Origin of the sequence: Halobacillus dabanensis, assembly GCF_900114165.1 — a bacterium.
Taxonomy (GTDB): domain Bacteria; phylum Bacillota; class Bacilli; order Bacillales; family Halobacillaceae; genus Halobacillus; species Halobacillus dabanensis.
In genome coordinates this window covers 24,764-38,198 of record NZ_FOSB01000018.1, presented here as the reverse complement: position 1 = coordinate 38,198, position 13,435 = coordinate 24,764, and the positions used below count along the sequence as shown (strand labels likewise).

The window sequence follows — 13,435 nt, the reverse complement described above, 5'->3', positions numbered from 1 at the left end:
CTAAAGCTCTGCGGGGTCTCACCTGTCCCGCAGATCCCACAGGAGTCTCACCGTTTCCCTCCGCCCCTTTCCATGATAAATATCTCGAAACCTTCTTCAAGTAAAGGAAGCAGCATGATGTAATTGAAAATGCGGTAATCACAAGCTTGAAGTGCTATTCTCCCTCTACTTATGGCAGGGTTATTGTTAGGCGATTTCGAGTAACTCTTACGGCAAGGGGAGGTGGGGGATGAGGAGACTCCTGCGGGAAAGGATAGACTGGCGAGACCCCGCAGGTCATGAAGTGACCGAGGAGGCTTGCCGTCTTCCCCGCGGAAAGCGACTTATCCCCCACCGACCTTATTCGCAATAAAAGTCTCGAAACCGAGTCTTCCGGAATACTGCCATTTAGTGCAATAACGTTTTTATGAATAATAAAAAAGCCGCTTCCTATCCAAACAAATAGGAAGCGGGCCTTGTTTTAGTGATGATTATGGAAGCTCTCCAGCCTTTGTACTCGAGCTTCAAGTTTTTCGTACTCTTCTTTCGACACAAAGCCAAGCTCTTTCATCTGATCTTGGTATTTAGCTTTAGCTTGCTCATTCCATTCTTTATCTTTACTTTCTCCTTTTTCAATCCAATTGGTCATCCAGTTATTGACCATAGCCTTCGCTTGAGAGGGGCTGATCTCTCCTCTCTTCACCATCTCGTTGACCATTTTTTCAAATCTTTCTTTTCCACTAATAGCAGCACCTAACCCTAAGTGAAATCCTTTCTTCAACAAATCACTCATCCTTCATTCCTCCTGTTATGATGAATTCGTTTGAGCATCCTTAAATGGTTCCATGAACATACAAGAAAGCCGGTAAGCCCGATACCTGTCAGTACACCGCCAATCCATAAGTGAGGTAGTACTGGGACAATCATTGTATAGAAAAGGGCTACTGCCCCAAGCCCCGTCAATAGCACAGAGAGAAGTGTGTAAAATAAGTAATACTGATGAAACAGGTGATTCTTTTGATGATAGCTCTTCCATTCTCTCTCCTTGTCTCCGTCTTCTAGAAACTCGACCAGGGCACGAGGCAGTGATAAGAATGGCCGGGCCGTCTCTTTGGCAATTTCTTTATACAAAGAGTAACTGGAATCTTCTCCTGACATCCATTCTTTTATCACTGGACGACCCCAGCGGATCAAATCAATTTGAGGGTAGACAGTGCTTAACACACCAACAATAATGGATGTCGCACGGCCAAGGAATGCATAATCGGCTGGTAATTGAATGGGTTGTTCTTTGACGAACTCTTGTAAATCACCAAGCATATCATTCATCATATGCGCATCTAACTTGTCAAAGTTCCCATCCAAATACATGTCAGTAGTCTGTTTCATTAATTTCTTCACTTTTTCCGTATCTGCATTTGGAAGTAAAAAGTCCATTTCCTGTAACGATTCTATGACACGATCATAATCATCAAGAATGAATCCCCGGATCATTTTCCGGAGAGAATTAGCATCTTCATTCTTAATTTCACCGACCATACCAAAATCAATAACGACAACAGTTCCGTCTTCTTTCAGCATCAAATTTCCCGAATGAGGGTCGGAATGAAACATCCCCGCTTCAAGAAATTGTTCCACACACAAGTCAAAAAGTGTACGGGCTATTTTTTCGCGGTCGATTCTATGTTTTTTAATAAAAGATAAGTCCGTTATTTTAGTTCCTTCAATCCATTCCATAACAAGGACTCGCCTTGTTGATAGATCTGTATAATAGTCTGGAATGTAAACATTAGGGAAATTTGAAAACCTCTTTTTGAAATGATTCCCATTTTTCAACTCCATTGTGAAATCCAGTTCATTACTAATGACTCTTACCACTTCTCGGTACAATGCTTGGAGATCAGCTTTCTTTCCATAAAACGTAAAACGATCAAGCATCCAGAAAACGATTCTCAATGCCTTGAAGTCCATACGGAAGGTATCCCTCACCCGGTACCGCTGCACTTTTACAGCTACAGGTGTACCATCTTTCAAATAGGCTTTGTAGACTTCTCCAATGGAAGCGGAAGCAATAGAATTTTCTTCAATACTTGATAAATATTCATCGATAGGAGCGTTCCAATCTTCTTCAATCGTATGGCGGGAGCGATGGAAAGGAACGGGCTCCACCCGATCGACTAGCCCTTCCAATTCTTTGATAAAGGACTGTGGTAGCAGATCCCCTCGTGAACTGAGAAACTGACCGAATTTTATAAGAAGACCCCCAAGCAAAACAGCCTTTTTCCGATACTCCTCCGCCTGCTTTGACAGCATATCTTCCCATTTTCTTTTTGTATTTTCATCCCAGATTCGGTGCCTTTTTTTAAACCAGAAAATTTGCAGCAAAAACTTTAAAGACATCCATACAATGATTGAAATTCTATATATAGATATGTATTTCAAACGTTGACTCATGGTCCTCCCCCTTCAGACTTCTGTATTTTATCCTTCCCTTCCCATAGTCTCGTCAATCATCAAAATTCACACCTTTCTATACAGGTAAAATTATCCATGATATTTTACCCGAAAACACTATTTCGGGTAACGAAATTCATTACAAAAAGACTATTCTATTTTTCAGAATATTCTTCATAATTGATAGTGGAGGATTTGACAAATATTTCATTAGGGGGATCATAATTTGAAGAATAAAAAACTGACAGCTTTACTATCTGCGGGAGCTCTGACTCTATCATTATTGTCACCTGCAGCTATTACTGATGTAAGTGCAAGTAAAGTACAAGAAAGCTGGAACGTAGAACGCTATGGAGACAAAATCGATATTGACGGTGAATTAAACCTTCTTGATGAGAATGAGAGCTTCCAGAAAGAAGCCAAACAAAAGATTAAAGAGAATGCTTCTGAGATTAATTTTGATGGAGAAGAAAATTCTGCTTCCACTGCAAACAGCGATAAGAATTTTACGTTTGACGGTGGAACAAAACAATTCCTTGACCGAAATTTATCATTCAAGGCCTTCACCCAAAGAGCAGTCGGTGAAAATGTAGAAATTTGGGTGGCCAATGATCTATCTTTCCCGGAAGGTGACCCACGTGCAGCCCATGTCGTAACGCAGGAACAAGTGGATAAAATGGCCGCAGAATTTGATAGCAACATGTATCCCGTTGCGACTGACTTTTTCGGCACTCCAGAGACCTTAGATGGAACGAATGCCCAGCTTGAAGACCTGGGGATTGTTCCTGAAGGCTATTACAAAGGGGATGGTGATAAAGTCATCATTCTCGTAGATAACGTCCAGGATGAAAACTATAATGATCCGGAGTATCCATTCTTTGTAGCCGGGTTCTTCTGGCAGACATTAGAAAACTACATGGACCGTAACATTATCACAATCGATACTAACAACTGGGAAGAACGCTTGGAAAGCACCTTTTTCGGAACTACTATTCATGAACTGCAACACTTGATTCACGCAGATAATGATGGAGATGAAACTTCTTGGCTGAATGAAGGAATGTCTACATTTTCGGAATACCTTGGTGGTTACGGATTGAGTGAAGGTTCCATTAACTTCTTACTCGACCATCCTGAGAACTCCCTGACAAATTGGGACGAACATGTAGGTGCAGAAACGGGACCTGAAACAATTGCAGATTACGGTCTTGTCCAATTGTTCACCCTTTATAACTATGAAAGATTTGGACAAGAGTTCATTCGCTCTGTTGCAACAGATGAGTTGAACAGTATCGAAAGCTTTGAAAATGCTTATAAAGAATTTGGCTTGAATGTAACATTCAATGAGGTATACCAGGACTTCTCTACAGCTTTAGTCGTAGATGATCCAAAGTTCAAAGGCGGTAAATATGGATTTGAAAACATCGACCTTCGCAGTCTACCTGGTGAGGATGGCGATGAGCGTGGAACTACTGTAAACTTTGAAAAAGCCAAAGACTATGAAAAAGACGGTGTCCCTGCCTGGGGTACAGACTTCAAAGAGTTTGATTTCCAACCGGGAGAGAAAGTAGAGTCCTTTGAATTTAATGGTGTAGACTTTGAAGATAACACATGGGAATCTGTTGAAAGCCCACTAAATAGCGAGAATCAAGTCCTCTGGGCTGGAGAAGGTCATGAATTAGATAATAACCTAATCTTCGAAGCCGACCTGACAAATGTGGAGGAAGCGACCCTCAACTTTGATAACTATATTGACATTGAAGAGGAGTGGGACTTTGGTGTTGTCCAAGTATCTACAGACAATGGACAAACATGGACGTCCCTGGAAAATGAGAATACTCGATCAGACGTAGTGGAAGAAGGGTACCCTAAAATTAAAGAGAATGTTCCCGGATTCACTGGCCACTATGACGAATTCCAAAACGAAACTTTTGATCTTTCTGACTATGCTGGTCAAAAAGTCCATGTCTCCTTCCGTTACCTGACTGACTGGGGATACAATGACAGTGGCTGGTTCATTGATAACATTGAAATTCCTGAAATCGGATTAAGCTATGATGGAGATTCCAAAGAAGGGTTCATGTCTAAAGCTGAACTACTGAAAAACTATGTCAACTATGGGGTTACGTTTATTAAAGAAAAGAAAAACGGGAAGTATCAAGTAGTGGAAGTCGATCCATTCAATGTGACAGAAGAAGAAGCTTTAGAGCTTCAGCAAGTATTCCGTCCTGGTAAGACATATATGACCACATACTATGCCGCACCGCAGGATAGCTTGAACCCTGTAGATTTCGAATACAAAGTGGAATACAAAGAAAAAGGACCAAAGAAAAAGAATTAAGTAGGGAATGAAACCAACTAAGCGCATTGCTTGGTTGGTTTTATTTATGAAAAAAGATAATGACACCCTCCCCCAACAGAATAGTTGCGCTGGCATACTCTACTGTGTAAAAATTCAATATAGAAGGGAGTGTCGTTTATGCATATTCGCGAACTAGAAGTAAAAGAGTTACATAATGTCGCGGAATGGTTGTTCAAGATGAATGAACAGGACCATCACTATGTAGCATGGATGGCTTCTGATCCGAACGAAATTTTCGAACAAATTTGGACATTGACACAATTCAAAGAGCCACTTGCCTATGTTGCCTGGGAAGGGGAAAAAATCATTGGATTTCTTGGCCTCCTTCCATTTTTCGAGCAAAAATTATGCCGTTTGCTCGGCCCTTTCGCTATCAAGGATCACGAAGAAGTGATTGAAGGTTTGTGGGACAAAGCCTCCTTAACAGCGCAACTCCATTTTGAAATTGTAAAAGTGGCGTGTTTTGCTGCAAATGAGTCACTTGTCTCTTTTACAGACCGGCATAAGTTTCAATTGTATAATGTGGAGCGGACTTTAGCTTTGCATAAATCCATTTATGCCCCCTCGAACGAACAAAATAATTCGATTGTAGAACTCAATAATGAGGATTACTCTGCTTTAGATGCCATCCACCCTTCTGCCGCTTACTACACAACAAAAGAAATGTTACACCTCTCCAATGAAGAGAGGAATCACTTATGGGGGTACCAGCAAAACGGGGAACTCCATGGTTATATTTATTTCGAAACCATTATCCCTGAATATGAGGGAGAAATTTGTTTTGTAAATGTAGCGACAGATCACCAAAGCAGTGGCATAGGTTCCACCTTAATACACCATGCTTTGCAATATGCTTTTTTCGCACTGGAATTAGATGTGGTCACCATATCTGTAAGGACGGGAAATCAACAGGCGGAATCCCTTTACAAGCAGTTCGGCTTCAGAGAGATTCATACGATTCATGCCTACCAAAAAGAAATGAAGCCTGCATCCCCTATTTCGACCAACATCCATTGAGGAGGTGTTTGAATGGAAGCATTCATTAGAGAAACATTGGTAAAGCAAGGAGACGAGTCTAGAGTTCAATCGCTTACTCCCGTTAGTGGCGGAGATATAAATCAATCATTCTATGTAGAAACAGAAAAGCGCTCTTACTTTATTAAATGTAACGAAAAGGTCGCTTCCCACTTTTTCGAGGTCGAAGCGGAAGGTCTAAAACTAATTCAAAACACAGGAGCCATTAAAGTTCCGGAGGTCTACCATTATGACATTCCTCAACAAGGAGAAAAAGCAGCCCTTGCCATGGAATGGATCGAACCAGGGTCAGGTTCTTCTGCATCTGCATCCAACTTCGGCCGCCAATTAGCAGAGATGCACAACCACACTTCCAATAAATACGGCTACGGGAAGCCAACCTTCGTCGGCGAGCTGGATCAACCTAATGAATGGTGTACAACATGGACCTCCTATTATAGCCATTATCGTTTAAAAAAGCAGTTAGAAATCGGAATTTCCAGAGGAACCATCACCGGACAAAGGCATGAGCGGTTGGAAAAATTGATCAAACGTTTGACCAATTTCATTCCTGCCCGACCCAAAGCTTCCCTTCTGCATGGTGATTTATGGGGTGGAAATTGGATGTTAGATCAGGAGGGGACGCCAGTACTTATTGATCCTTCTATTCTTTATGGCGACCACGCATTTGAATTAGCTTTCACTGAGCTTTTCGGCGGATTCCCGCACGCCTTTTACAACGAATACAACACTCACCACCCGCTTCCTGATAATTATGAAGATACGAAACCTGTCTATCAGCTCTTTTATTTACTTGTCCATCTGAATATTTTCGGAGAGTCTTACGGACCACCTGTGGATCGGATTCTCAAGCATTATATCGGATAGTTCAGGAATAGGCCCGGCCTTTTCCTGAATCTGATATTTCCACAAGCTCCAATGGATATGGTTGAAAATACGTTTGACTCTGTAAATACTCACTCTGAAAACGAGCCACCCAACTGTTCAGCACACTAATGACCGCACTTAATGGAACCTTCTCCTCTTTATACTGTTCTAATAAAATTGCAAAACCATCCTTCTCTTCTTTAGACAATTCCTTTTTAAAATATCCTGCAATATGCTGACAGACATTGACATGTGCACCTGGCTTCGCCGGACCACACATCAGATTATGAAGTAAGGGTTCATATTCCTTGATCATCTCATCAAATGGGAGATGTCCATGAATTGCGACAGTGCGCCCCATTTCCTTCAATATTCCAGGATGGTAAGCCATGAACAAGTACTTATTAGCCGCATGAAACTTTTGGAGGGCTTTCACGGTGCTCTCTTCCTTGACGTAGCGAAACTCTGCTAATGTGAACAATTTTGTCAAAAAATGATGTCTAAGGGTGTAGTTCTTTAACCGCCCTTCTTCCTCAATTGCTAACCCGCTATGATGTCGTAAGATTTCTTTTGCAAAAAAGCCTGAAGTCTTCCCTACAACTTGAGAGTGTTCCGCACTTTGATATACCTTAACATCTTGCATTCCACATGTAGGTGGGCGATTTTTCAACAAAAAGCCATCCACATCTGGTAAATGATTTAAAAATTCTTTTGAAAATTGATTCATGGATGCTGTTAAAATTTCACCGGTCTTAGGTTGGACCAGCTGTTCCTCTGCCCCACCGACAATTCGAATGACTTCGCGAGGCACTCCCAAGCCAATTTCAACTTCTGGACAGATAGGAATAAATTCAACAAAAGGGCTCATACGCTGAACAGCCTTATCCGGTATGACGGCACCATATACCGAACTTCCGAAAACTCTAAGCAACGACTGACGACCACTCTTGGTTTAGGAAAACTTCTCAATTGGATTCTCCCCTTTTTTTACAACATCGAATATTAGCAAAGTTCCCTACTTTTGGTTCCTATAACGTTGTTGCGACTATCACTACAAATTTCCTGTTGGTTTTTGTCGAGAAACATAATAGAATAAAGAGTGTTGCATATTTATTCTCAGTATTTCATAAATAAAACAGACGATGTCAGGAGAGATTTCGGATGAAAGCTAAAGATTTCAGAGCATCATCACACCTCAAGTTCATTATTCCATCGCTAATCGGAATTTTCTTATTTATGTTTCCGATATTTGGTGAAAATGGTGCCATCACAATTCCTATCGCTGTCCTAGCCGGTTGGGTGGAAACTGGTTTAGCTGATTATTTGTCATTAATCATGACAATTATCATTACGATTACAGCTATTGGAACGTTATTAGTAAAAATGGCAGGAAAAGACTCCTTAAAAGATTATCCTTTTTTCCAATCATTATTTAATGTCCCACCTGTTTGGGTAATCACTCGTGTACTAGGTATGATTTTTGCCATTATGGTATATTTCCAAATCGGCCCAGAAGCCATTATCAGTGAAAACACAGGGGGATTATTGTTAGATTCCCTACTTCATGTCTTATTTGCCGTTTTTTTATTTGCTGGGTTATTTTTACCTTTGCTATTAAATTACGGACTTCTAGAACTATTTGGCGTTATTTTAACTAAAATTATGCGTCCACTATTCCGTCTGCCAGGCCGTTCATCCATCGACTCTCTCGCCTCCTGGTTAGGAGATGGAACCATTGGCGTCCTTCTTACGAGTAAGCAGTATGAAGAAGGTTACTATACGAAGCGAGAAGCGGCTGTCATTGGGACAACCTTCTCCGTAGTATCAATCACGTTCAGTCTTGTCGTCATTCAAGAAGTAGGGCTCGGGGATATGTTCGGTCAATTTTACCTTACCGTAGCTATTGCAGGCTTTATCGCCGCTTTAATTATGCCAAGGATCCCACCTCTTTCTAAAAAAGCAGATACGTACGTCACGGAAGAACCTGCAGATCAAAAAGAAGAAGTACCTGAGCAGCACAACTTAATCACATACGGCTACACCAAAGCGGTAGAAAAAGGGAGCAATTCTCCTGGAGTCGCTAACTTTTTCAAGCAAGGTGGTCAGAACATTCTTGACATGTGGATGGGCGTAGCACCAATCGTTATGGCCTTAGGCACCATTGCACTTGTGATTGCTGAATTCACACCATTCTTCACCTGGATAGGTATGCCATTCATTCCATTACTGGAGCTGATGCAAGTACCATACGCCCAAGAAGCATCAGAAACTATTCTAGTCGGATTTGCGGACATGTTCTTACCAGCGATTATCGGTTCATCGATTGAAAGTGAAATGACTCGTTTCATTATCGCATCTCTATCTGTAACACAATTGATTTACATGTCTGAAGTCGGTGGTCTATTACTAGGCTCAAAGGTTCCCGTCAATATTAAGGATCTATTCATCATTTTCCTTCTTCGGACGATCATCACCTTGCCTGTTATTACTATAATCGCTCATTTACTATTTTAATGAATATGAAAGGACCTTCCAACCAAGGAAGGTCCTTTGTATACCACAAAAGCTCTTATCTCGAAGACTCCGTTCGGGACATCTGGGGAAGTGCGGATGGGGTCTTGAAAGCTACTCGCTTTCCGCGGGGAAGACGGCATGCCTCCTCGGGCCTGAGGAGGCTCAGCGCGCGCCCCATGGAAAGTGTTCAAATGTGGAATCGACCTGGGAGAGACGACTGGCATAAGCAGAACATCAACGGAATGGGCTTTTTCATTCCTTTGATGTTCTGCTTATGATGCGAGTGTCTGGGCGATGGAACTGGACACCACTTCCTGTAACCCCTAAAAGCACTCACAATATCTCGGAACCGAGTTTTTAAGAATACTGCCATCTTGTTGAATAATTGAAAAACCGCTGAGCCGGGCGGGCTTAGCGGTTTTTTAGTAACTCAAGCATTTTTTGTGCAGTACTTAAACTCGATTGTGGATTCTGTCCGGTTACGAATGGATCATCGACCACTACATGATCTTTGTAGGCTTCCCCTGAATCAAATTCTGCACCATCTTCCTTCAATTTATCCTCAAGCAGGAAAGGCACGGCAGAAGTTAAGCCTGTCTGATCTTCTTCTTCATTGGTGAATCCAGTGATCTTCTTGCCTTCAACAAGTGGACGACCATTGTGATCCTTTACTCCGATAAACCCTGCAGGACCATGACAAACGGAACCAATGACTTTTTGTTCCGTAAGAAAATGCCTTAGTAATTCCTCCAGTTGTTTATTTTCAGGAAAATCAACCATTGTTCCATGACCACCACAAAGGAAGATTCCAGCATACGTTGTCGGATCTACTTCTGATAGTGGAACCATATCATGAATCGGCTCCATGACGCCGTCCCACACTCTCGGCAGCTCATTGCTGTAGCTATTTGGATCAATAGGCGCTCTACCACCTTTAGGACTTGCTGCGACGACTTCATATCCAGCCTCTCTAAATTCCGTAGAAGGCTCAACGAACTCTTGCAACCATAAACCTGTGTCATGCTCTCCGCCCATTTGGTCGGCACTCGTTACTATCATTAAAATTTTCTTATCCATACGAACCAACCTCCTTAGGAATGTCACTCCTATTATTCACCAAGTGAAGCCATTTCAAACCACAAGAACATACAGGTCTTCTTCCAGCGAACTTGTTGGATCAACGAAGGCCTTCTCTTATCGCACTATATATCTCACTCTTTCCGAAATGTCGATTGCTAGGGATTTTTAAAAACCCCCTTTATAGAAAACCTTTCTATAAAGGGGGAAGTGATTTTTACGGCTGAAACGTTGAATCTTTATCGTTCATCCTGTGCCACCACTTTTTCATTAATTGAACCCGGCCTTCGATAAATGGCTGTGTAAGCGTTCGAATCATACTGCTGGATAGTACATAAACAATAGAAGCGGAAATGATCGCAAGCCCTAACACATCAAAGATATGATCGACTTTGAACCAACCAGCCTGACGGAAAAATTGGATGAAGAATCCATGCAATAGGTAGACGTACAATGTTTTTCCACCCAAGTAAGTGAACTTAAACTGCTTATTAGGAATCCAGGAAAGAACACTTATTGTCATCATAGCGGCAAGCACATAAACTCCTAAACGGAATAGGCCACCCATCTCTGCACTACCAAGGTCAGTGTAGGATTTAGATCCCAACAACCAACCGGAACTGAATTCTGGAAATAGTGCAATCACTGCGGCCACCCCAGCCATAAAAACGAGACTGAACTCTTTTACACGCCGAGTCCGCCATTTGTGGACTTGCTCTTTTGTCAGCCAGTATCCCGCCAGGAAGAAAGGGAAAAATACAAATGTACGAGATAAACTGAAATGGTGGCCAATACCACTGAAATATCCGACCAACACACCAATTTGCAATGCAATCATTAAACCAAGCAGTGGTGGAATCTTTTTGAACCAATAGAGCAAAATGTGCCAGCAGAAAAGGCTGAATAAAAACCATAGGGACCAGTGCGGATAGAAAATTCCATTCAGGCCCTCATCTTTACCTATAAAGAAGTAATACCCCGTATAAACGAGTTGGAAGATAAGGTAAGGAAGTATCAGTTTTTTTGCAAGTTGAAAAATGTAATCTTTTTCTCCGGATCCTTTTGCAAAGAAACCAGCAAGAAATATGAATGCTGGCATGTGAAATGTATAAATCCATGTATATAACGTGTACATAGGCCTTGATCCGTCTGTGAAAGGTTGGATCATGTGGCCGAAAACAACGAGAAAGATCAATAAAATTTTTGCGTTATCGAAAAAAGCATCACGCTTCATTTGGTCTCATCCTTTTCATTGGAATTCCTCTACTCCTTATTTATCACATTTCGCTGCTTTTTAAGACTGATTCATCAATTTTTAACTACACTGTAACCGCACTGTTACATTTTAACCTACCATGTTATTCCATTAAACCTCCCAAATCTTGAAGACTCAGTTTCGAGACTTTAATGAGAGTTTGGGGCTGCGAGAAAAGGTTCGTCCAGTTCCATCGCCCAGGGCGATTCCGCATTTGAACACTTTCCGTGGGGCGGCCGCTGAGCCTCCTCGAGCTCTGCGGAGTCTCACCTGTCCCGCAGATCCCAATTGTTAAACCATTTGAGATTAAATCTTTTTCTGAAATCTTAAACAGTACGAGTGCTATACAGCTCCAGTACCTAGAGGCTAGTGAGACTTCCCTCGCTTCTGTACGATAAGTCAACATCGAATCGCTTCGCTCTTCGCGTAAAGCGACTTATCCCCCACCGACCCTTATTCCCAATAAAAGTCTCGAAATCGAGTCTTCGAGAATACTGCCATATTGTTGAATAAAGCTGAGATCTTTAATAAAAAAGAGACACCCTTGTTCAGGGTGTCTTGTGATGGTTATTCAAAGTCGATGGCCCATGTACCGTTACGGAAAATCGGTTCATACTCGCCCTCTTTTGTTTCTCCATCAATATCAAGTTCAGCAGATCCCATCATAAAGTCTTCATGTACAAGACTGTCATTAACCCCATGAGAATCCATCTGTTCTTTATTGAACGAAGATCCCCCTCTGACATTCGTCGGATAGGCTTTTCCTAACGCAAGGTGACAGGAAGCATTTTCATCATAAAGAGTATTGTAGAAGATGTGTCCGGATTGCGAAATCGGTGATTCATTCGGAACAATCGCCACCTCACCTAGACGTTTAGCACCGTCATCACTTTCTAACAGGTGCTTGAGCGTCTCTTCTCCTGATTCAGCAGAATAATCAACGACTTTTCCATTTTCAAAAGTTAAAGTAAAGTTTTCTATCAAGTTCCCCGCGTAATTCAGCGGTTTCGTGCTTGTGACTTTCCCTTGGACACCTGTTTTGTGCGGCATTGTGAACACTTCTTCTGTCGGTATATTCGGATTGAACTCCGTGCCCTTTTCCGATGTGGTGGAGCCTCCATGCCATATATGGTTTTGTACCAGTTCAATCGACAACTCTGTTCCAGGCGCTTTATAGTGTAACTTTTTGTATTGTTTCTTGTTCAGGTACTCTCTGGCCTTACGTAACTTTTCGTTATGCTCTTCCCATGCTTTGATAGGGTCTTCCTGGTCGATTCTCGTGATATGGAAAATTTGCTCCCACAACTTTTCCTGTGCTTTTTCAGGAGAAGAATCAGGGAAAACTTTCTGTGCCCACGCTTGTTGTGGATACGCAATGATCGACCATGTTGTTTTATCATTCATAATATAGTCTCGATAGTTTGATAATGCTTCTGCACTTGCTTTGTTTGCTTTAGCTATCCGTTCTGAGTCCAACCCTTTAAACAAGTCTGGATTCGGACCATAAATGGATAATAGGGCATATCCATCTGAGACCATTTCTTCAAGACCTTCCGCTTTCCATTTCGGGAAATTTTCCAGCACTTCCAGTGGTGCATTTTTCATTTTCATATAGCTGAGAATGTTCATCATTCCATTCCAGATGAACATTCTTCGCGCCCTTGCCATACGCCTTTGCAGATATAGCCCGAACCAGCTCAGCCGCTTCAATCGGTGCATTAATAATCAGCCCTTGTCCTCTTTGCAGATTCACCCCTTTATTTAAGGCTAGATCTGCATACTTTTCTAATTGTTTTTGTAACTTATTCATCATAAATCCCTCCCACACCATTTCTTCTACTCTATTATTCCATAATTAGTTAATGTTTCTCCAATGAAGCATTCCTTCAACT

8 protein-coding genes and 2 pseudogenes are annotated in these 13,435 nt (G+C 41.8%); 4 read left to right on the top strand and 6 right to left on the bottom strand.

Annotated elements, in window-relative coordinates; translation table 11 throughout:
* Positions 1-460: 460 nt before the first annotated feature.
* A complete protein-coding gene (locus BMZ58_RS19975; RefSeq protein WP_075038286.1) occupies positions 461-772 on the bottom strand; it encodes a phasin family protein in 312 nt (103 codons plus the stop codon).
* The gene (locus BMZ58_RS19970; protein WP_075038285.1) at positions 769-2,433 is read right to left on the bottom strand and encodes an ABC1 kinase family protein; all 1,665 of its coding nucleotides are present in this window, start codon (positions 2,431-2,433) and stop codon (positions 769-771) included. The genes BMZ58_RS19975 and BMZ58_RS19970 overlap by 4 nt, the downstream gene beginning before the upstream one ends.
* Positions 2,434-2,659: 226 nt before the next feature.
* On the opposite strand from BMZ58_RS19970, the gene BMZ58_RS19965 reads away from it, so the two are divergent.
* From BMZ58_RS19965 to BMZ58_RS19955, 3 genes are all read left to right on the top strand, one after another.
* Entirely contained in the window at positions 2,660-4,774 is a 2,115-nt protein-coding gene (locus BMZ58_RS19965; RefSeq protein WP_075038284.1) for a M6 family metallopeptidase, read from the top strand.
* Positions 4,775-4,912: 138 nt separating this feature from the next.
* Entirely contained in the window at positions 4,913-5,812 is a 900-nt protein-coding gene (locus tag BMZ58_RS19960; protein WP_075038283.1) for a GNAT family N-acetyltransferase, read from the top strand.
* A 12-nt stretch (positions 5,813-5,824) separates the two neighbouring features.
* Positions 5,825-6,697 (top strand): fructosamine kinase family protein, encoded by an 873-nt coding sequence (locus tag BMZ58_RS19955; protein ID WP_075038282.1) that lies wholly within the window; start codon positions 5,825-5,827, stop codon positions 6,695-6,697.
* A 1-nt stretch (position 6,698) separates the two neighbouring features.
* On the opposite strand, the pseudogene BMZ58_RS19950 reads toward BMZ58_RS19955, so the two are convergent.
* Positions 6,699-7,666: pseudogene (locus BMZ58_RS19950) on the bottom strand (YbgA family protein).
* Between the two features lie 192 nt (positions 7,667-7,858).
* Here BMZ58_RS19950 and BMZ58_RS19945 point away from each other — a divergent pair.
* Entirely contained in the window at positions 7,859-9,211 is a 1,353-nt protein-coding gene (locus tag BMZ58_RS19945) for a YjiH family protein (RefSeq protein WP_075038281.1), read from the top strand.
* A 411-nt stretch (positions 9,212-9,622) separates the two neighbouring features.
* Here BMZ58_RS19945 and BMZ58_RS19940 read toward each other — a convergent pair whose 3' ends face one another.
* From BMZ58_RS19940 to BMZ58_RS19930, 3 genes and pseudogenes are all read right to left on the bottom strand, one after another.
* The gene (locus BMZ58_RS19940) at positions 9,623-10,288 is read right to left on the bottom strand and encodes a type 1 glutamine amidotransferase domain-containing protein (RefSeq protein WP_075038280.1); all 666 of its coding nucleotides are present in this window, start codon (positions 10,286-10,288) and stop codon (positions 9,623-9,625) included.
* Between the two features lie 217 nt (positions 10,289-10,505).
* A complete protein-coding gene (locus tag BMZ58_RS19935; RefSeq protein ID WP_075038279.1) occupies positions 10,506-11,522 on the bottom strand; it encodes an acyltransferase family protein in 1,017 nt (338 codons plus the stop codon).
* A gap of 588 nt (positions 11,523-12,110) precedes the next feature.
* Positions 12,111-13,353: pseudogene (locus BMZ58_RS19930) on the bottom strand (aminopeptidase).
* Between the last annotated feature and the right edge of the window lie 82 nt (positions 13,354-13,435).

Bases quoted from the DNA above. Each gene is read 5' to 3' on its own strand.
- BMZ58_RS19945 (WP_075038281.1), top strand. From the start codon at position 7,859: ATGAAAGCTAAAGATTTCAGAGCATCATCACACCTCAAGTTCATTATT.
- BMZ58_RS19960 (WP_075038283.1), top strand. From the start codon at position 4,913: ATGCATATTCGCGAACTAGAAGTAAAAGAGTTACATAATGTCGCGGAA.
- BMZ58_RS19975 (WP_075038286.1), bottom strand. From the start codon at position 772: ATGAGTGATTTGTTGAAGAAAGGATTTCACTTAGGGTTAGGTGCTGCT.
- BMZ58_RS19940 (WP_075038280.1), bottom strand. From the start codon at position 10,288: ATGGATAAGAAAATTTTAATGATAGTAACGAGTGCCGACCAAATGGGC.
- BMZ58_RS19935 (WP_075038279.1), bottom strand. From the start codon at position 11,522: ATGAAGCGTGATGCTTTTTTCGATAACGCAAAAATTTTATTGATCTTT.
- BMZ58_RS19970 (WP_075038285.1), bottom strand. From the start codon at position 2,433: ATGAGTCAACGTTTGAAATACATATCTATATATAGAATTTCAATCATT.
- BMZ58_RS19955 (WP_075038282.1), top strand. From the start codon at position 5,825: ATGGAAGCATTCATTAGAGAAACATTGGTAAAGCAAGGAGACGAGTCT.